The sequence below is a fragment of the Streptomyces sp. SAS_281 genome (genome assembly GCF_052542855.1).
In genome coordinates this window covers 1-17875 of sequence record NZ_JBMNDO010000040.1, presented here as the reverse complement: position 1 = coordinate 17875, position 17875 = coordinate 1, and the positions used below count along the sequence as shown (strand labels likewise).

At 70.6% G+C, this 17875-nt stretch carries 16 protein-coding genes and 1 riboswitch; of the genes, 2 read left to right on the top strand and 14 right to left on the bottom strand.

Translation table 11 applies throughout. From position 1 onward, the window contains the following. Position 1 precedes the first annotated feature (1 nt). The 7 genes from ACN6LM_RS17420 to bioB form a co-directional block, all read right to left on the bottom strand. Positions 2 to 1021 (bottom strand): hemolysin family protein, encoded by a 1020-nt coding sequence (locus ACN6LM_RS17420; protein ID WP_445066266.1) that lies wholly within the window; start codon positions 1019 to 1021, stop codon positions 2 to 4. Then, on the bottom strand, positions 1018 to 2355 hold the full coding sequence (locus ACN6LM_RS17415) for a hemolysin family protein (RefSeq protein WP_445066265.1): 1338 nt from the start codon (positions 2353 to 2355) through the stop codon (positions 1018 to 1020). Before ACN6LM_RS17415 ends, ACN6LM_RS17420 begins: the two co-directional genes overlap by 4 nt. Positions 2356 to 2521: 166 nt before the next feature. Beyond that, positions 2522 to 2962 carry a GNAT family N-acetyltransferase gene (locus ACN6LM_RS17410; RefSeq protein WP_445066264.1) on the bottom strand — a complete coding sequence of 147 codons (441 nt, stop codon included), beginning with the start codon at positions 2960 to 2962 and terminating at the stop codon, positions 2522 to 2524. Positions 2963 to 3026: 64 nt separating this feature from the next. Then, positions 3027 to 4310, bottom strand: a complete 1284-nt coding sequence (locus tag ACN6LM_RS17405) for a cytochrome P450 (RefSeq protein ID WP_445066263.1) — start codon at positions 4308 to 4310, stop codon at positions 3027 to 3029. A gap of 326 nt (positions 4311 to 4636) precedes the next feature. Continuing rightward, the gene (gene bioD, locus ACN6LM_RS17400; RefSeq protein WP_445066262.1) at positions 4637 to 5326 is read right to left on the bottom strand and encodes a dethiobiotin synthase; all 690 of its coding nucleotides are present in this window, start codon (positions 5324 to 5326) and stop codon (positions 4637 to 4639) included. Between the two features lie 3 nt (positions 5327 to 5329). Continuing rightward, positions 5330 to 6634: an adenosylmethionine--8-amino-7-oxononanoate transaminase gene (locus ACN6LM_RS17395; RefSeq protein WP_445066261.1), complete on the bottom strand. Its 1305-nt coding sequence runs from the start codon at positions 6632 to 6634 to the stop codon at positions 5330 to 5332. Next, on the bottom strand, positions 6627 to 7850 hold the full coding sequence (gene bioB / locus ACN6LM_RS17390) for a biotin synthase BioB (protein WP_445066260.1): 1224 nt from the start codon (positions 7848 to 7850) through the stop codon (positions 6627 to 6629). Before bioB ends, ACN6LM_RS17395 begins: the two co-directional genes overlap by 8 nt. 142 nt (positions 7851 to 7992) lie before the next feature. Between bioB and ACN6LM_RS17385 the strand changes: the two genes are divergently transcribed. Then, positions 7993 to 9135, top strand: a complete 1143-nt coding sequence (locus ACN6LM_RS17385; RefSeq protein WP_445066259.1) for an 8-amino-7-oxononanoate synthase — start codon at positions 7993 to 7995, stop codon at positions 9133 to 9135. Between the two features lie 13 nt (positions 9136 to 9148). On the opposite strand, the gene ACN6LM_RS17380 is transcribed toward ACN6LM_RS17385, so the two are convergent. Both ACN6LM_RS17380 and ACN6LM_RS17375 read right to left on the bottom strand, forming a co-directional pair. Further along, complete coding sequence (locus tag ACN6LM_RS17380; protein ID WP_445066258.1) at positions 9149 to 9346, bottom strand: DUF397 domain-containing protein; 198 nt, start codon at positions 9344 to 9346, stop codon at positions 9149 to 9151. Positions 9347 to 9371: 25 nt separating this feature from the next. Then, positions 9372 to 10232: a helix-turn-helix domain-containing protein gene (locus tag ACN6LM_RS17375; protein ID WP_445066257.1), complete on the bottom strand. Its 861-nt coding sequence runs from the start codon at positions 10230 to 10232 to the stop codon at positions 9372 to 9374. A gap of 205 nt (positions 10233 to 10437) precedes the next feature. Here ACN6LM_RS17375 and ACN6LM_RS17370 point away from each other — a divergent pair, with 205 nt between their 5' ends. Further along, complete coding sequence (locus tag ACN6LM_RS17370; RefSeq protein WP_445066256.1) at positions 10438 to 10869, top strand: ATP-binding protein; 432 nt, start codon at positions 10438 to 10440, stop codon at positions 10867 to 10869. 10 nt (positions 10870 to 10879) lie between these two features. Here ACN6LM_RS17370 and ACN6LM_RS17365 read toward each other — a convergent pair whose 3' ends face one another. The 5 genes from ACN6LM_RS17365 to ACN6LM_RS17345 form a co-directional block, all read right to left on the bottom strand. Then, positions 10880 to 11353 carry a C40 family peptidase gene (locus ACN6LM_RS17365; RefSeq protein WP_445066255.1) on the bottom strand — a complete coding sequence of 158 codons (474 nt, stop codon included), beginning with the start codon at positions 11351 to 11353 and terminating at the stop codon, positions 10880 to 10882. 3 nt (positions 11354 to 11356) lie between these two features. Beyond that, a riboswitch (cyclic di-AMP (ydaO/yuaA leader) is annotated at positions 11357 to 11521 on the bottom strand. Positions 11522 to 11858: 337 nt separating this feature from the next. Beyond that, a complete protein-coding gene (locus ACN6LM_RS17360; protein ID WP_445066254.1) occupies positions 11859 to 12167 on the bottom strand; it encodes a hypothetical protein in 309 nt (102 codons plus the stop codon). A gap of 7 nt (positions 12168 to 12174) precedes the next feature. Next, positions 12175 to 12807 carry an ATP-dependent Clp protease proteolytic subunit gene (locus ACN6LM_RS17355; protein ID WP_445066253.1) on the bottom strand — a complete coding sequence of 211 codons (633 nt, stop codon included), beginning with the start codon at positions 12805 to 12807 and terminating at the stop codon, positions 12175 to 12177. A gap of 202 nt (positions 12808 to 13009) precedes the next feature. Further along, complete coding sequence (locus ACN6LM_RS17350) at positions 13010 to 13654, bottom strand: hypothetical protein (RefSeq protein ID WP_445066252.1); 645 nt, start codon at positions 13652 to 13654, stop codon at positions 13010 to 13012. Further along, the coding region (locus tag ACN6LM_RS17345; protein ID WP_445066251.1) for a phage tail protein at positions 13651 to 17875 on the bottom strand (4225 nt) is incomplete at its 5' end. The genes ACN6LM_RS17350 and ACN6LM_RS17345, both read right to left, overlap by 4 nt.

Here is a 17875-nt window from a genome sequence, read left to right as displayed (position 1 = left end):
CTCAGCGGCTCTGCGGCCGCCCCACCAGCTCCCGGAGCACGTCCTCCATCGTCACCATGCCCGCGAGCCTGCCGTCCTCGTCCAGGACCGCCGCCAGGTGCGTACGGCTGCGCCGCAGCGCCGTCAGCGCGTCGTCCAGCGGCGTCGCTGCCCGGACCCGGGCGATCGGCCGCATCGAGGAGACCGGGAACGGCATGTCGCGAGGGGTGACGTCCAGGGCGTCCTTCACATGGAGGTAGCCGAGGATGCGCTGTTCCGCGTCCATCACCGGGAAGCGCGAGAACCCGGTCTCGTACGACAAACGCTCCAGCTCCTCCGGTGTCGCCCCGACCCGGATGTACATCACCCGGTCGACCGGCAGGACCACGTCCCGAACCGGCCGGCGGCCCAGCTCCAGCGCGTGGTGCAGGCGCTCGGCCGCCCGGTCGTCCACCAGCCCGGCGTCACCCGCGTCCTTCACCAGGCGGGCCAGCTCGTCGTCCGAGAACGTCGCCTCCACCTCGTCCTTCGTCTCCACCCGCAACAGCTTCAGCAGGGCGTTGGCGAAGGCGTTGATCGCGAAGATCACCGGGCGCAGCGCCCGGGCCAGCGCCACCAGCGGCGGACCGAGCAGCAGCGCGGAGCGCACCGGTTCGGCCAGCGCGATGTTCTTGGGCACCATCTCGCCCAGCAGCATGTGCAGATAGGTCGCCACCGACAGGGCGATCACGAACGAGGCCGGGTGGACCAGGCCGTGCGGCACACCCACCGCGTCGAAGACGGGTTCCAGCAGATGCGCGATCGCCGGTTCGGCGACGATGCCCAGCACCAGGGTGCACAGCGTGATGCCCAGCTGCGCCGCAGCGAGCAGCGCCGAGACGTGTTCGAGGCCCCAGATGACGCTGCGGGCCCGGCGGTTCCCCTGCTCGGCCTGCGGCTCGATCTGGCTGCGGCGCACCGAGATGAGAGCGAACTCCGCGCCGACGAAGAAGGCGTTCACGACCAGCGTCAGCAGACCGATGAAGAGCTGTACGGCGGTCATCGCTCGTCCTCCGACGGCTGGTGGGAACCGGTCAGCGGCGCGTGCAGCAGCGCCCGGGCGGCGCGGCGCCCGGAGGCGTCCACCACGTCCAGCCGCCAGCCGGCCAGGTCGATCGAGTCGCCCACGGCCGGGATCCGGCCGATCTCCGTGGCGATCAGGCCCGCCAGCGTCTCGTACGGGCCGTCCGGCACTCGCAGCCCGATCGTCTCCAGCTGGTCCGTGCGGGCGGCGCCGTCCGCCGACCACAGGACGCGCCCGTCGGCGTCCTCACCGGCCGGGGCGAGGTCCGGCGTCTCGTGCGGGTCGTGTTCGTCGCGTACCTCGCCGACGACCTCCTCCACGATGTCCTCCAGCGTCACGACGCCCGCCGTGCCGCCGTACTCGTCGATCACGACCGCCATGGCCAGCTTGCCGGACAGCCGGTCGAGCAGCCGGTCCACGGTCAGCGTCTCGGGGACGAGCACCGGCTCGCGCAGCATCTCGGACACCCGCTTGCGGGGCCGCTGTTCGGCCGGGACCGCCAGCACGTCCTTGATGTGGGCGACGCCCACGACGGTGTCGAGACTGCCCCGGTAGACGGGGAAGCGGGAGAGGCCGGTGGCCCGGGTCGCGTTGGCGACGTCCTCGGCGGTGGCGCTGACCTCCAGGGCGGTGACCTGCACGCGGGGGGTCATCACGTTCTCGGCGGTGAGCTCCGGCAGGTTGAGGGTGCGGACGAACAGCTCGGCGGTGTCCGCCTCCAGCGCGCCCTCCTTGGCGGAGTGCCTGGCCAGCGCCACCAGCTCCTGCGGGCTGCGGGCGGAGGCCAGCTCCTCGGCGGGTTCGAGCCCGAACCGGCGCACGATCCGGTTGGCGGTGTTGTTGAGGTGGCTGATGAAGGGCCGGAAGACGGCCGTGAAGGCCCGCTGCGGGGTGGCGACCGTCTTCGCCACCGCGAGCGGCGAGGAGATGGCCCAGTTCTTCGGGACCAGCTCACCGACGACCATCAGGAACACCGTGGACAGGGCCGTGCCGATCACGAGCGCCACGGACGAGGCCACGCCGGGCGCCAGGCCGACGGCCTCCACCGGGCCCCGGATCAGCTTGGCGATGGACGGCTCGGAAAGCATGCCGACCACCAGGTTGGTGACCGTGATGCCGAGCTGCGCCCCGGACAGCTGGAAGGTCAGGCCGCGGACCGCCTTCATGGCGCTCGCGGCGCCGCGCTCGCCCTGCTCGACGGCCTGCTCCAGCTGACCGCGCTCCACCGTGGTCAGGGAGAACTCCGCGGCGACGAAGGCGCCGCAGGCGAGCGAGAGCAGTACCGCAACGAGCAGCAGAAGCACTTCGGTCATCGGTTCACCTCCGTCCCATGATCGGGCAGGGACCGGCGGACCGCGCGATGTCGGCGGCTTCTGGGACTGGGAGGCTCGCCCATGGGCGGACGCTCACACCTTTCGTCGGGAGGGGCAGGACTGCCTCCCCATAGTAAAGGATCGGCAAAGTGGGGGGTGCGGCCCGTCACCTTCCCCCTGTGCCCGGCCCGAGCGGCTTCACCCACCGCCGCCAGTGGTTCTCGCGGCGGTAGCCGGCCGCCTTCCAGGCGTGGTGCGCCCGCTCGTTCTCCTCCAGGACCATGGCGTCCACCCGCCGCCCGCCCAGCTCGACGAAGCGCCGCTCCGCCGCGTCGAGCAGTGCGGTCGCGATGCCTTGCCGACGGTGGTCCGGATGGACGGCCAGCCGGTACGCCGAGCACCGCCAGCCGTCGAAGCCCGCGATGACGCTCCCCACGAGCACGCCCTCCCGCTCCGCGAGCAGCAGCGCCCCCGGGTCGCGGTCGATGAGCCGGGCCACCCCGTCGTGGTCGTCGCTGATGCTGGTGCCTTCCGCCGCCGTTCGCCAGAAACGCAGCACGTCAGCGATGTCCGAAGGGGCGGCTGGGCGTATCGGGAGATTGCTCATGGGGCGAGCCAACCAGAGGACCGCTGCTCCGGGCGAGCGCTTTCCCCGCCGGTACGGGGACGGCTCAGTGGAGTCGTGCGGGCAGCGACTCGACGCCGTACACGATCGACAGCTTGCGGAAGGCCAGGTCCTGCGGGGGGACGGCCAGCCGCATCGCGGGGAAGCGCCGGACCAGGGCGGGGAAGGCGGAGCGCAGTTCCATCCGCGCGAGCTCCGCGCCGATGCAGCGGTGGATGCCGTAACCGAAGGCGAGGTGCCCGGCCGGAGTGATCCGGTCCACGTCGAACCGCCCGTCGTCCGTGACGTACGCCGGGTCGCGGTTGGCGCCGCTCAGCGAGCAGATCACCATGTCGCCACGCGGGATCACCACCCCCGCGACCTCGATGTCCTCGCGGGCGAACCGGGGAAAGGCCATCTGCACGGCCGACAGATAGCGCAGCACCTCCTCCACGAAGGGCGCCGTGACAGCGTCGTCCGCGCGCAGCCGGTCCGCCACCTCCGGGTTCCGCAGCAGCACCAGGGCGCCGAGCGCGATCGTGCTGGCGGTCGTCTCGAAGCCCCCGGTGAGCACCCCGTCCGCCAGGCCCGCCAGTTCCTCGTCGTCCACGCTGTCCCCGTGCTCCCGCACGATCATCCCGAGCAGGCCGTCGCCCGGCGCGCGCCGCTGGTCCCGCACGACACCCCGGAAGTAGTCGAGTGAGGCCGACATGGCACCGAAGGGCGCGGTGGGCCCCGCGAACAGGTCGAAGCGGTCCATGGCCAGCTTCTGGAAGTCGTCGCGGTCCTCGTAGGGCACCCCGAGCAGTTCGCAGATGGTCAGCGACGGCACGGGCAGCGCGAACGCGTGCACCAGATCGACCGGTCCCGGCGCGGCCGCCATCGCGTCCAGGCGCTCCGCGACGATGGCATCGATCCTGGGTGTCAGCCGGCGCAGCCGGCGCATCGTGAACTCCGGCGTCAGGATGCGGCGCAGCCGCGTGTGCACCGGAGGATCGCTGAACCCCAGGCCGCCGGGGCTGTGCTCGGCGGCTATGCCCGCGTTGCCCGCCAGGTGGGCGAAGTCCGTGCTGAAGCCCTCGGCGGAGCCGAGCACGGCCTTCGACTCCTCGTAGCCGGTGACCACCCAGGCGTCCATCCCGAAGGGCAGCGCCACCTTGCACACCGGTGCGCCCGCCCGGGTCTCGGCGAGCCGCCGGACCGGGTCGAGGCCGTCCCTGCGCAGCGGCATCAGCAGCTGTTCCGGGAGCAGCCTCATCGTGGTGGACCCGAGCCCGTGCTTCTGGATCCTGGCCAGGTAGCCGCGCCCGAGCCGGGCCGTGATGCGGGAACGGAACGTCGTCGTACTCAATGTCACTCCATGAGTCGTCGCGAGAAATGGTCGGCTGGCGCGCCTGTGGCCGCCAGGACGTGGCCGACCGCGGTGACTTCGGCTACCTGAGCCCTGAGCAGGAATTATGACCAGCTGTTCGACCGATGGGGGGCCGGGGTGCGGAATACGTCCGGGATGCGACGGTGAACGGCCGCGCGGGCACCTCCCGGCCGCCCGCGCACTCGGCCCGTCCGGGCCGGGATGTCCGCCCGGACGGGCCGGGTGCCGCCACGCGGACCGGCCGTCCTGGGGGAGCAGCCCGCGTTCATCCGCGCGCAGACCGGGTGACGCACCGCGTCCGGCGCTCAGCCCAGTGGCCGGTCGCCGCCCAGCGGTGCGGCCAGCCAGCTCGCCGCCCGCGCCCGGAAGTCGGCCGGGGCCAGCGATCCGGCGCCCTCCGGGACGACGCCCAGCAGCGGAGCCCCGGCGGCCACGGGGAGGTCCGCCACATTGCAGCGCGCCGCGAGATCGGGCGCGGCCGGCATGCTGCCGATGACCACCCCCAGGCAGTCGAGCCGCCGGGCCCGCAGCGCCTCCGCCGTCAGGGCCGTGGAGTTCAGCGTGCCCAGACCGGCCGGGGCGACCACCAGGACCGGGGCCGCGAGCAGCCGGGCCGCGTCCGCCAGGGTCGCGCCCTCGTCGTCGAACCGTACGAGCAGCCCGCCGGCCCCCTCGACCAGGACCAGATCGTGGTCGGCGGCCAGCTTCTCGGCGGCCTCGGCGACCTCGTACGGCCGCACCGCGGCCATCCCGGCCCGGCGGGCGGCCGTCGCGGGCGCCAAGGGCTCGGGGAAGCGGGCCAGTTCGACCGCCGTGACGTGGGCGCCCGCCAGCCGCGCCACCTCCGCCGCGTCGCCCGGCTCGCCCGGCTCCAGGCCGGTCTGGGCCGGTTTGAGGACGGCGACGCGGCGGTGCGCGGCCGCCGCCGCCACGGCCGCCGTCACGATCGTCTTGCCGATCTCCGTGCCGGTGCCGGTCACCACCAGAACGCTCATGCCTCAGCCCTCCCGCGCCGCAGCGCACACCGCGCGGCAGATCCGTGCCACATCGTCGTCACCCGTCACGTACGGCGGCATGGTGTAGACGAGGTCCCGGAACGGCCGCAGCCACACCCCTTCGCCCACTGCCGCCGCGGTCGCCGCGGCCATGTCCACCTCGTGGTCCAGCTGGACGACCCCGATGGCGCCGAGCACCCGCACCTCACGGACCCCGGGCAACTCCCGCGCCACGGCCAGGCCCTCGTGCAGCCCGGCCTCGATCCGCTTGACCTCCTGCTGCCAGTCCTGGCCGAGCAGCAGGTCGATGGAGGCGCAGGCCACCGACGCGGCCAGCGGGTTGCCCATGAACGTGGGCCCGTGGGCGAGCACCGGCACCTCGCCGCGCGAGATGCCTTCGGCCACCTCACTCGTGCACAGCGTCGCCGCCATCGTCAGATAGCCGCCGGTCAGCGCCTTCCCCACGCACATCACGTCGGGGGACACCCCCGCGTGCTCGGCGGCGAACAGCTTTCCCGTACGGCCGAACCCCGTCGCGATCTCGTCGAACACGAGCAGTACGCCGTACGCGTCGCACGCCTCGCGCAGCACGCGCAGATAGCCGGGGGAGTGGAAGCGCATCCCGCCCGCCCCCTGGACCACCGGCTCCACGATGACGGCCGCCAGCTCGTCCGCGTGCCGCTCGATCAGTTCGCGCACATGTTCCGCGTACGCGGGGTCGGGCTCGGAGTCGTAACCGGCGGGCGGTTCGGCGGCGAAGACCTGGCGGGGCAGGGCGCCGGACCACAGTTCGTGCATCCCGCCCTCGGGGTCGCACACCGACATCGGCTGCCAGGTGTCCCCGTGGTAGCCGCCGCGCCAGGTCAGCAGCCGCTTCTTGGCCGGCCGCCCGGCCGACCGCCAGTACTGGAGGCACATCTTCACGGCGACCTCGACCGACACGGAGCCCGAGTCGGCGAGGAAGACGTGGCGCAGCGGCTCCGGCGTGATCTCCACCAGCCGGGCCGCCAGCCGGACGGCGGGCTCGTGCGTGAGCCCGCCGAACATCACATGGCTCATCCGGTCCAGCTGGCCGCGCGCCGCCTCGTTCAGCACGGGGTGGTTGTAGCCGTGCACGGCCGACCACCACGAGGACATCCCGTCGACCAACTCGGTGTGCCCGTGCACCGGTTCGGCGAGCCGCAGCCGGACCCCGGACGCGGACTCCACGACCAGCGGCTCCTGCCGGCCCGGCATGGGGCCGTACGGATGCCAGACGTGCGCCCGGTCCAGCTCCCGGAGCGCGGCGGGGGAGAGCGGCTCAGGCATTGGGAGCGAGGTCCGTGCCCGCGCCACGGCGGCGGACCGCCACCAGGTCCGTCCGGGCACCGGGGGCCTCCGGCACCTCGGCGGCGGATACGGCCTCCGCCTCCGCGCCTTCCCCGCAGGGTCCGCAACCGGCGCCCGCGTGCGAACCGCAGCTCTCCGCCTCGGAGGCGCAGCCACCGCTCGCATGCGGACCACAGCCGGCCGCCGCGTCCGCGCGGTGCCGGGGGAGCGTCGTCGTACCCGCCCCCTCCACCTCGAAACCGGCGTCCGCGATCATGTCCAGATCCGCCTGCCCGGCCTGGCCCTCACTGGTCAGGTAGTCACCCAGGAAGATGGAGTTGACCAGGTGCAGGGCGAGCGGCTGCATCGAGCGCAGATGGACCTCGCGCCCGCCCGCGAGCCGCACCTCCACGTCCGGGCAGACGAACCGCACCATCGCCAGGATCCGCAGACAGCGCTGCGGCGTCAGGTTCCACTCCTTGGCGAGCGGCGTCCCCTCGAACGGGATCAGGAAGTTGACCGGCACCGAGTCCGGGTCCAGCTCGCGCAGCGAGAAGACCACATCGACCAGGTCCTCGTCGCTCTCGCCCATCCCCGCGATCAGCCCCGAGCAGGCGGACAGCCCGGCGGCCTGCGCCTGCTGCACCGTGTCCACACGGTCGGCGTAGGTGTGGGTGGTCGTGATCTCCCCGTACGTCCCCTCGGACGTGTTGAGGTTGTGGTTGTACGCGTCGGCGCCCGCCGAACGCAGCCGGCCGGCCTGCCCCTCGGAGAGCAGACCGAGACAGGCGCAGACCTCCACGCCCTCGTTCTGCTCCTTGATGGCCTCGATGGTCTGCGAGACCCGGTCGACGTCCCGGTCCGTCGGGCCCCGGCCGCTGGCCACCAGGCAGACGCGCTTGGCGCCGCCGGCCACCCCGGCCGCCGCCGCCTTCGACGCCTCCTCCGGCTTCAGCCAGGTGTACTTGAGGATCTCGGCCTTGGAGCCGAGCCGCTGCGAACAGTACGAGCAGTCCTCGGGGCAGAGCCCGGACTTCAGGTTGACCAGATAGTTCAGTTTCACCCGCCGCCCGAACCACTGACGGCGCACCTTGCCGGCCGCCGCCACCACGTCGAGCAGTTCGTCGTCCGGGGTCGCCAGTACGGCGAGCGCTTCTTCACGGGTCGGCAGCTCGCGCCGCAGCCCCTTGTCCACCAGCGTGTTCAGGAGGTCCATGGCGATGATCCTGACGCACCGCACCGCCCGGAGCCAAGGAGGAACCGGACAACAGAGCTGACACGGGGTGTGTGCCTTGCCACACCGTGTCTTGGCGTGGGCCCGGTTAGGGTCTGTGAGCTGCCTACAAAAGGGACCGCTCATGCCCGCCACCCCGTTCGACTGGATCGAAGACGAGGCGCGCCGGCGCGCGGAGGCGGGGCTCGTCCGCCGGCTGCGGCCCCGCGCGGCCGAAGCGGAGCTGCTGGACCTCGCGAGCAACGACTATCTCGGCCTCACCCGGCACCCGGAGGTGACCTCCGCCGCGGCGGACGCGGCGCGCCGCTGGGGCGGTGGGGCGACCGGCTCCCGCCTGGTCACCGGATCGACCGCGCTGCACGCCGGGCTCGAACGCGAACTCGCCGCGTTCTGCGGCTTCGAGGCCGCGCTCGTCCTCTCCTCCGGTTACGCCGCCAACCTCGCGGCCCTCACCGCGCTCACCGGGCGCGGCGCCCTGATCGCGTCGGACGCGGGCAACCACGCCTCCATCGTGGACGGCTGCCGGCTCTCCCGGGCCGAGACCGCCGTCGTTCCGCACGCCGACCCGGAGGCCGTCCGCAAGACGCTGCGCGGTCACGGGGGCCGGAAGCTGGCCGTCACCGACTCGGTGTTCTCCGTGGACGGCGACGCGGCGCCGCTGGCCGCGCTGGCCGTCGTCTGCCGGGCGGAGGGCGCCGCGCTCCTGGTGGACGACGCGCACGGACTCGGGGTGCTCGGTGAGGGCGGGCGAGGCGCGCTCGACGCGGCGGGGCTCGCGGGCGACGGGGACGTGGTCGCCACGCTCACCCTGTCCAAGTCCCTGGGCAGCCAGGGCGGAGCGGTCCTCGGACCGGCCCGGGTCATCGACCATCTGGTCAACACGGCCCGGACGTTCATCTTCGACACCGGACTCGCCCCCGCCGCCGCCGGCGCCGCCCTGGGCGGACTGCGGCTGCTGCGCCGCGAACCGGAGCGCGCACTCAGGGCGCGTACGGTCGCCACCGCGCTGTACGAGGGGCTGACGGAGGCCGGTCTGACCGCGGTGCGGCCCGACGCGGCGGTCGTCTCGGTCCGGGCGCCCTCGGCCGACGCCGCCGTGCGCTGGGCCGCCGACTGCCGGACGGCCGGGATGGCGGTGGGCTGTTTCCGGCCGCCGTCCGTCCCCGACGGTGTCTCGCGGCTCCGGCTGACCGCCCGCGCGGACCTGACGGACGAGCAGATCGCGCGGGCGGTGGAGACGGTGCGGCGGACCGCACCGCAGGGCTGAGGCGAGGGCCGCCTCAGCGTTTCAGACCGGAGACGAAGGACGCCCAGGCCGTGGCGGAGAACTCCAGGGGCGTCCCGGCCACATCCTTCGAGTCGCGCACGGCCAGCAGCCGTCCGCTCCCGTACGGCGCGGTCTCCACGCAGTTGTTCATCCCGGTGCTGTAGCTGCTGCGCCGCCAACGTAACGCGTGCCGGGTGAGGTGATCGGACATGACGCTTCCTCCGGGCGGTGGGGGGTCACCGGTCGCCGCGGTCGATCGCGGCGATCAGGTCCAGCGTGTGCTCCGGCGACAGCGCGTGCGTCTGAAGGGTTTCGAAGGCCGAGCTGTACGCCGCAAGGTCTTCTTTCCGTTCCAGATAGAGGCTACTCGTCAAGTGGTCAAGAACGACCACGTCAAGGTCGGAAGCGGTCGGAAAGGAGAAGATGACGAAAGGGCTGGTGAGGCTCACATAGCCGCCCACCGAGAACGGAAGTAACTGGAGTCGCACATGGGGAAGTTGTGCCACCCGGGCGAGATGGCGCAGCTGCTCCCGCATCACTCTTCGGCCACCGACCTCCCGGCGCAGCACCGCCTCGTCCAGGACCGCGCTCAGCCGCAGCGGCGGATCGCTCCGCAGCACCCCCTGCCGGGTCAGCCGCACCTCCACCAGCGAGTCCAGCTGACCGGACGGCAGCCCGTCCAGGGAGGCCCGGGTCACGGCGCGGGCGTAGTCGGCCGTCTGCAGCAGCCCCGGAACCACCGAGGTCTCCAGCGTGCGGGCGGTGCGCGCCTGCGATTCCAGGCTGATGAAGTCGCGGTACTGCGGCGGGATGAGCCCCCGGTACGCATGCCACCAGCCGGCGCCGCCACCGCCCGCCGAACCGGCGAGCGCGCCCAGGACCTCGCGGAGCTTCGGGTCGTCCATCCCGTACGCGTCGAGGAGCCGGTTCACGTCATCCGGCCGCACCCCGCTGACACCTGTCTCGATCCTGCTCACCTTCGACTGGTGCCAGCCGAGCAGCGCCGCCGCCTCCCGGCTCGTGAGACCTGACGTATGGCGCAGGCTCCGCAGCTCCTCTCCCAGCTTGCGGCGCCGTACCGCAGGGCCGTGCTGCATCCGATGGCTCCCTCCCGCTGCCCGACGAGCAGACAGTGTGGCGCCGGAGCGGGCCCGCGTGGGGAGAGTTCACCGGTTTGAGCGACAGATATATGCATATCTTGGTGGATCGCCGCCACGGAGGGCAGCATCGGTGGCAATCTGGCGCGAAGCACAACCGGACCGCTCGCCGGGCCGGTGACGGGTGGGAAAGGGACGGCTCGCCATGGCAGACCATCAGGAAGCACGTGTCACCCTGCCGAGCGAGCCGGTCTCGGTCTCCACGGCCCGGAGGTTCGTCGCCCGGGTGTTGACGGAATGGGGCCTGCCCGAGGACGCGGAGGAGGCCGACACGGTCCGCCTCATCCTCTCGGAGCTGGCCACCAACGCCGTAGTGCACACGTTCGGGCAGTCACCCACTTTCACCGTCGACCTCCGGCTGGAGCGCGACGAGGAGCTGCGCGTCGGCGTGACGGACAGCCATCCCCGCCGGCCCCAGCGGCTGCCCGCCGCCGTACAGCAGGACAACGGCCGGGGCCTGGTCATCATCCGCTCGCTGGCCAAGGAGTACGGCGGCCGGCTGACCGTCACCCCCACCCCCGACGGCGGCAAGACCGTCTGGGTGGCGCTCCCGTGGCAGGTTCCCGTCCAGCCCTGAGGCGTCCGGGTCAGCCGACCCGGCCGTAGTAGACGCTCCTGGTCCAGATCTTCTCCAGGCGGACCACGGCGCCGGTCTTCGGCGAGTGCCAGATCTTCCCGCTGCCGGCGTAGATGCCCACGTGGTAGACGCTGCGCCCGGAATGGAAGAAGACCAGGTCACCTCGTTGGCGCTTGGACGCCGAGATGTGCCTGGTCCTGTTGTACTGCTGCTGGGCGGTCCGGGGGAGCTTCCTGCCCGCCTTCTTGAACGAGTAGAGCGTCAGCCCCGAACAGTCGAAGCTGCTGGGCCCGGTGGCACCCCAGCGGTAGGGCGCCCCCTTCTTCGACGCGGCGATCTTCAGGGCCTTCATCGCGTGGCCGGCCGCCTGCGCCTCGGGCGCGGCTCCCGGCACGCACAGCGTGCCGCCGACGGCGGCGAGAGTCATGACCGAGGCCGTGGTGGCCCGGGCGAGCAGAGACGGGACATGAACCTGCGCACTCATGCGCAACCCTTCGTCAGCCGCCTGTGAAGGATGACCTGTCGGGTTCGGGCTGGCGAAGTTGCCCGGCCGCGCGCGGCGGCTTCACCCCGAGGGACAACCGGAGGTCCGGCGGTCCCGTAGTGCTCGGGTCCTCCACTCCTGCCGATCCACTCCTGTCGACCAGTCATCCGGGCGGCGGCAGGACTCGGCGTCCGCCCGGACCGCCCCGCCGCGGTGGCGGGGGCTTGTCGTCGTAGGGATCTTGACTCACCTCGTGCCGGATTTCCGAGCCGGAACAGCCATCGGTGAAGACCGTCACGGATGGCCCGTTCAGGTGGACCGGAACCCGTACGGCGGTTCCTCCGCCGCCGGCGGCCACGGCCGTACCAGCGGTGTCGCGGAGGAAACCGCCCCACGCGCATCGGGAAAAGGCAAATCGGTCCATCGCTCGTGAGAGGGAACGCCTACGCCGATCGAGCGAGGAATTCCCGCGCACCCCTCGGGCGTGTCGGTGGCGTACGGCGCCTCAGCCCGGCGGAGCCGGCGGCAGGGTGACCCGGGCCGCCCGCCGCTCGCCGTCCAGCGCCCGCAGCGCGCGGGTCAGCGTGCTGCTGTGGATACGTGTCTCGCCGCGCCGGTGCATCAGCGCGAGGGCGTCCCGCAGCTCCGCCGCGTGCGAGGCGAGCGCCTGGGCCGCGCGCAGGGCCGCGTAGGTGTCGTCGCCGTGGGCCGGATTGATCCGCCCCACCTGGTCGAGCACATCGAGATAGCGGTCGACGAACGCGGACTCGGCCCTGGTGAGGGCGGGCAGCGCAGAGAACTCCGGTGGCTGCATCGCCGGTTCACCACCCGGAGCGCGGCGGCGCCGGGACCCGGTTGCGCACGATGTGGTCGACCAGCCCGTACGCCAGGGCGCCCTCCGCATCGAGGACGAGGTCGCGTTCGGTGTCCTCGGTGACCTGCTCGACGGAGCGCCCCGTGTGCCGGGCCAGCATGCCGGTCATCGTCCCGCGCATCCGCTCCAGCTCCCGCGCCTCGATCTCCAGGTCGGACGGCTGCCCCTGGACCGGTTCCGCCAGGGCGGGCTGGCTGACGACCACCTTGGCACCGGGGAGCATGTGCCGCCGGCCCGGGGCTCCCGCGGCGAGCAGCACGGCCGCTCCGGCCCCCGCCCGGCCCAGGCAGAACGTCTCCACCTCGCAGCTGAGGAAGTTCATCGTGTCGTACAGGGTCGTCATCGCGCCGAACGAGCCGCCCGGCGAGTTGATGTACAGCGAGACGGGCCGGTCCGGCGCGTCGTGCTCCAGATACATCAGCTGGGCCACCAGGTCGTTGGCGGCCGTCTCGTCCAGGGCCGTGCCCAGGAAGACCACGCGCTCGGCGAGCAGCTTGGAGTACGGGTCCATGGTCCGGGACCCCTGGGAGGTGTGCTCGGTGAACTCGGGCAGGACGTAACGGGCGACGGGACGGTACACGGCTGTGCCTCTCCTCCGGTCGCGCGGACGCAACGGTGCACCCGCGCACGCTTCTTTAGAAACGTACAGGATGTACAGAAGTCCCTCCCGGGGGAGATCCCGGAGAATTCGGGAAAGTGCGAGGTCAGAGGCCGTTGACTGTTCGCCGTGGGCGGATGTCACGCAACCGTCGGCCGGTCAATGGCCCGGCCGGCAGAACCAGTCACTGCCGCATCGACGTCAATTGCCGTTGCAGGGCCTCGATCCGGTTCATCATGTCCTCGGCCTCCTCGACGTCCTCGTCGTCCACCGCGCCCGTTCCCCGGTTGCACGGGAGGCCGCTCCGATGGGTCAGGTGGCGGAGGAAGTCGGCGTGGTGCTGGTGGAGGACGTCCAGCAGGGAACCGTCGTAGCGTTCGGTCTCCTCGTCGCCGCCCATGGTCCTGCGGATGCCGAAGGTGCTCGGGCGGCCGGCGCCGAGTTCGTCCAGGTGGTAGCAGATGACCCGGCCTTTGAGCGCCGTGTCCACGCCGAGTGGGACGGCGAGCGGGACGAGCCGCGGATCGTAGGCGAAGGCCCGGCGTTCGATCCGGTCCCGGCTGTCCGGTTGCGGTGGAGGCCCGCCTCGGGACAGCGGGACGGCCAGCTGCCAGGGCTGGTTGGTGAAGTCGATGAGCAGCTCCAGCGAATCCGGGTCCTTCTCGGCCAGGAGAAAGAACTCCTCGGGGAAGTCGGTGCCGTAGCACTCGCGGATGACTGCGCGGGGCCCGAGCCCTGTTTCGTACAGCACCCGCGCCAGATACGCCATGGAGGCGTAGTTCCCGCGCGAAGCCTTCACGCGTGCCTGGCTCACGGTGTCGTCCGTCACTGAGGGCCTCCTTGGCTGGGTCTCGGGTCATTCATGATCTGGTTGAGCAGGTCACGCAGTCTGGTCCAGGTTTCCCTGAGATCCTGCGCGGAAAGAGCCTGGAGGATTTCCGTGGTGACGCGGAGCGCCAGGGTGATCGCTTCCTGCGGCTTCTCCTTGCCGGCCATTGCTCTGCTCTCCGCGAGCTCTTTCGCGTCCGCTTCGAGGGCGTTCTGACGTTCCCGCACATCTTTCGCGGTCAACGAAGGATTGTCGGCCAGCGCTTTGACCATCTCTTCAACGTGTACGAATATCGCGTCGTGCAGCCGCTGCTGGTCGGCCGACCGGACGCGCTGCGGGTTTTCCCGCCGGAACTCCAGGGCCAGGTTCACCGCACTGGCGGTCGTCTGCGACTGCATGATCAGGGCGTAGGCCCGGTGCTTGCGACGTTCGTAGTCGTCCTGGCCGGCCTCGGTAAACCTTTCTCCGGCCGCCAGCTCGTGCACATCCTCCGGTGTGATCGTGAGCCCTCGTGACGGGTTCTCCGGCAGCGGACTCGTTACGGTTCTGGCGTCCGGCGCATAGGCCATCGAGAAGTTCTCTCTGCCGTAGGCCTCGGCCATTCGTTTCTTGGCTGTATGACCTTCCGCCGAGCCGATTCCGTACAGTGATCCCTGGGACGTATCGAGTCCGCTCCGGATCGTCGGTTTCTGGAAGATGCCGTCGCCGGTTTCGTTGTCCCACGCCTTGATCAGGGAGTTCGGCTCAGCCGGGTACAACATGCGCGGATGCACCCTGGCGATCGCCTTCCGTATCGCCCGGTCCACCGTGTTCGACAGCATGGTCAGTTGCGCGGTGCGCGAGTCGGCCAGTGCGCCCCAGTCGAAACCGTCGAAGGTGTAGCCGCCGACGGTGAGGTTCGGGTCGCTCGACATCGCGCGGAGGATGCGGTCGTACTCCTCCAGGACTCCTCGTCCGCTGGGCGTGTGCACGCCCCCGTCGGCGTCCTGGCTCACGATGTGCACCTGCTGGTTGACCGCGGACAGGACATCCACGGCCTTCGCGGTGTGCGACGAACCGAGCACCACTTCCCGGAAGACGCCGTACGGGAGCTTGCCGCCCTTGCCCCAGCTGCCCTCATTCGCTGCTATGGCCTGCTGCTTCTCCGCATCGGTCAGTTTGTTGTAGGCCGGGCGGACCGTCTTGTGCAACGACACGGGCCCCTCAGTCGCATGCGTCCAGGTCGGTGTCCACGTGAAGCCCATGACGGCCATCCGCATCCGGCGCGGCCGGCTGATGCTCGCCATAGCGGTACGAACGGTGTCCAGGCCCTCTCTGTTCGCCTGCGGATCCAGCCGTTTGAACGTGTTGACACCGATCACCGCAGCCGTACTCGCGTGCGCCAGATCCGGCGACGAGGCTCCCGCCCACGCTTCGTCGACATACCGGGCAGCGATATCGGGCTGTACCTCTTCCGGCCGTGCCGCCATGTTGACGACATAGCCCTTCATCTTCGCCATGTCGTCCTCGCTGAGGAACGGGAGGCGGAGCGCGTTCAGATTTTCGATCGGGCGGCGAGCCTTGGATATGAGAACCGGCTCCGCCGCCTTGCCGATCTTGTACGGGAATCTCTCGCCGAACAGCGGAACGTCGTCCGTCTTGGCTGTCTCGTTCGGGCTGATGGTCATCTTCGTGCGGATTCTCTTGTCCTGCTTCGCTCCGGAGAACGATTCCGTTGAGATTCCGAAGCGCAGGCCCTTGATGCGGCTGTCCAGACGTTCCTGGTAGCTACGCTCGATGCGCCGACCTTTCTTGATCTTTTCTTCGTAGCCGGCGTGCAGGTCTTCGGTTTCGCTCGTGTCGCCTTTGAGTTCGCCGAAGGCGCTGTTCACCAAGGAGCGATTGAAGGAGGACAGGTCCTGAGCCGCGTATCGGTGCTCGTTGCCTCTGCCCTGCGCGATCCAGCCGTGGCCCGCCGAGGCCGTGGCATGTCTGCCGGACTGTGTGGCGCGCGCCCGCACGTGCCAGGAAGTGCCGCTCTCCGCGATGTCGAGTGTGATGCGCACACCGGTTCGGGCACCTTCCGCACGGTGCATGGATGATTCGAGGTCGGACTTGGAGACGGCCTCGTGTGTGCTGCGTTGTTCCGCCGCCTTCCAGCCGCGCCCAGCCGCTTGTCGGGCATGTCCTCGCAGGCCGCCCGGGGCGTCCTTGTCCTTCTCTTTTCCCTTGCCCCGGTCGCCATTCCGTCCCTTGCCCTTGAGCTTTTCCCAGAGTGCTTTGCCCTTCTTGGCGATGAAGTTGACGATCTTGTCGATCGCCCGGTTCACGGGGCGGGATACCGCGTGGAAGACGGACTTGACCTTTGCGGCGAGGCTGCCTATGCCGAGGAGGGAGGCGAGGAACCCGATGAGGAGGGGAATGCTGGCGGCCAGGGCGGTTTCGACCATTTTGGGGACGCCGGCTTTGCCGCCGTTGGCTATCGCGACCACCGCGTCCAGTACGGAGTTGACGAACTCGACGATCTGGGCGCCCTGGTTCACCACGAAGGTGACGATGTCGATGATTCCCTTGACCGCGCGGACGAATGCGGAGGCGGGGTTCAGGAGGGAGAGGATCCAGGTGATTCCGGCGATGATGACCGTGGGGATCAGGTAGCTCGTCAGCTTTTCCAGGATGGTGGACTTGAGGTCGCCCGCCTCCTCTTGGATCTCCTTGACCGCTCCGGCGGGGCCTTCCCGGGCGATGTTCTGGGCGACCGGGACGGAGGATTCGACCGCTGTCATCGCCTGGTCGGGGACGCCCTTGCGGGTGACGCGGGCGCGGATGTTGGCCCAGGTCAGGCCGAGGAGGGAGCCGATGAGCTGGATGATGCCCTTCATGTCGAACTTCTGGGGGAGTTCGAGGCCCGCCTTCACCGCCGTGCCGAGCAGCCACGACACGACCCCGGTCTTCAGGTGGTCGGCGATGTTCGTCAGGAAGAGGTTCAGGCCCGCGCCGACGGCCGAGACCAGGTTGCCCAGGAAGCCGATGGGGTCCTTGATGATCTTCATGATGGCGCCGGCGGCCTTGGCGAGGATGCCCAGGAGGAGGTTCTTCAGCTCGTTGATCGTCTTGATCGCGCCGACGATCGCGTCCTTGGCCTTGTCGATCAGGCCCTTGTTGGCCTCCTGGAGCTTCTTGATCTCCTCGTCGATCTTGTTGAGCGCGGCTGTGTATTTCTGGGCGAGGTCCTGGACCAGCTGCTGGGACTTCTCGTTGACCGTCGCTTCCAGGTCGTCGAACTTGCCCGCGAAGTCCTTCGCGGCCTCCTCGCCGAACTGCCGCAGGTCGGCGGGGAGTCTGTCGACTTCTGCCTTGAGCTCGCCCCGGCCCTTCGCGATCCGGGCCTTCGCCTTGCCCAGCTCGGTGCCGATGATGTCGGCGACCGACGAGATGACCGTCTGCATCCGGGACACGTAGAGCTTGCGGGCCTCCTGGTAGAGGTTGTTCGCCTCCTCGGGCAGGCCCGCGAACTTGTCCTTCACCCAGCGGGCCTTGCCGGTCCAGCCGGAGTACCGCTTGTCCTTGTACTGCTTCATCCGGCGTTTGTGGTCCGCCGTGAACGCGTCCCGGGCCGCTTTCTCGCCGGAGGTGAACGCGGCGTCGACCCTCTGGTCCAGGCCGGACAGCGTCGCCTCGACGTCCCTCTTCGTGCCGTCGTAGACCCTCTGCAGCTTCGCCGTGACCTCGGCGCGCTTCTTCTCGTCCTTCGACTTGGTCTCGCTCTTGCCGCCGTCCACTTTCTGCCCGGCCTGCGCACGTGTCGCGGTCAGCGTGCTCATGGCGGCGGTGCCCGAGGCCGCGGCGCCCGCCTTCGCGGCGTTCAGCTGTTGGTTCTCGGCCGACCTGCCCTTCGCCGGTGCCTTCGCGGAGTCCGTCTCGGCGGTCTTCTTCGCGGCCAGGGCCTCGTTGAACTCGGGCTCGTTGCCCTTGGCGAGTTGCTCCTCGGTGACCTCCGCGTCCGCCATCGCCTGGTCGTTCTGCGCGGGGCCCTGGGAGAAGTCGGTGACCGACGCCGGCTGCTTCTCGGGGATCGCGGCCGCGGCGGGCGGGGCCCCGGGGTTGCCGGGGGGCTGGTCGGGGGTGAGCGGGGTGACGGGTTTGTCCTTGGCGGCCGCTGTGTCCGGCGGGGCCTTCGTCGCCGTGTCGATGTCCTTGGCCGACGCCTCCTTGCCGTCCGTGACCTTGCCGTCGACCTCG

Coding starts and splice junctions, on each gene's coding strand:
- ACN6LM_RS17420 (WP_445066266.1), bottom strand. CDS start 1,021: ATGACCGCCGTACAGCTCTTCATCGGTCTGCTGACGCTGGTCGTGAAC.
- ACN6LM_RS17415 (WP_445066265.1), bottom strand. CDS start 2,355: ATGACCGAAGTGCTTCTGCTGCTCGTTGCGGTACTGCTCTCGCTCGCC.
- ACN6LM_RS17410 (WP_445066264.1), bottom strand. CDS start 2,962: ATGAGCAATCTCCCGATACGCCCAGCCGCCCCTTCGGACATCGCTGAC.
- bioD (WP_445066262.1), bottom strand. CDS start 5,326: ATGAGCGTTCTGGTGGTGACCGGCACCGGCACGGAGATCGGCAAGACG.
- ACN6LM_RS17395 (WP_445066261.1), bottom strand. CDS start 6,634: ATGCCTGAGCCGCTCTCCCCCGCCGCGCTCCGGGAGCTGGACCGGGCG.
- bioB (WP_445066260.1), bottom strand. CDS start 7,850: ATGGACCTCCTGAACACGCTGGTGGACAAGGGGCTGCGGCGCGAGCTG.
- ACN6LM_RS17385 (WP_445066259.1), top strand. CDS start 7,993: ATGCCCGCCACCCCGTTCGACTGGATCGAAGACGAGGCGCGCCGGCGC.
- ACN6LM_RS17380 (WP_445066258.1), bottom strand. CDS start 9,346: ATGTCCGATCACCTCACCCGGCACGCGTTACGTTGGCGGCGCAGCAGC.
- ACN6LM_RS17375 (WP_445066257.1), bottom strand. CDS start 10,232: ATGCAGCACGGCCCTGCGGTACGGCGCCGCAAGCTGGGAGAGGAGCTG.
- ACN6LM_RS17370 (WP_445066256.1), top strand. CDS start 10,438: ATGGCAGACCATCAGGAAGCACGTGTCACCCTGCCGAGCGAGCCGGTC.
- ACN6LM_RS17365 (WP_445066255.1), bottom strand. CDS start 11,353: ATGAGTGCGCAGGTTCATGTCCCGTCTCTGCTCGCCCGGGCCACCACG.
- ACN6LM_RS17360 (WP_445066254.1), bottom strand. CDS start 12,167: ATGCAGCCACCGGAGTTCTCTGCGCTGCCCGCCCTCACCAGGGCCGAG.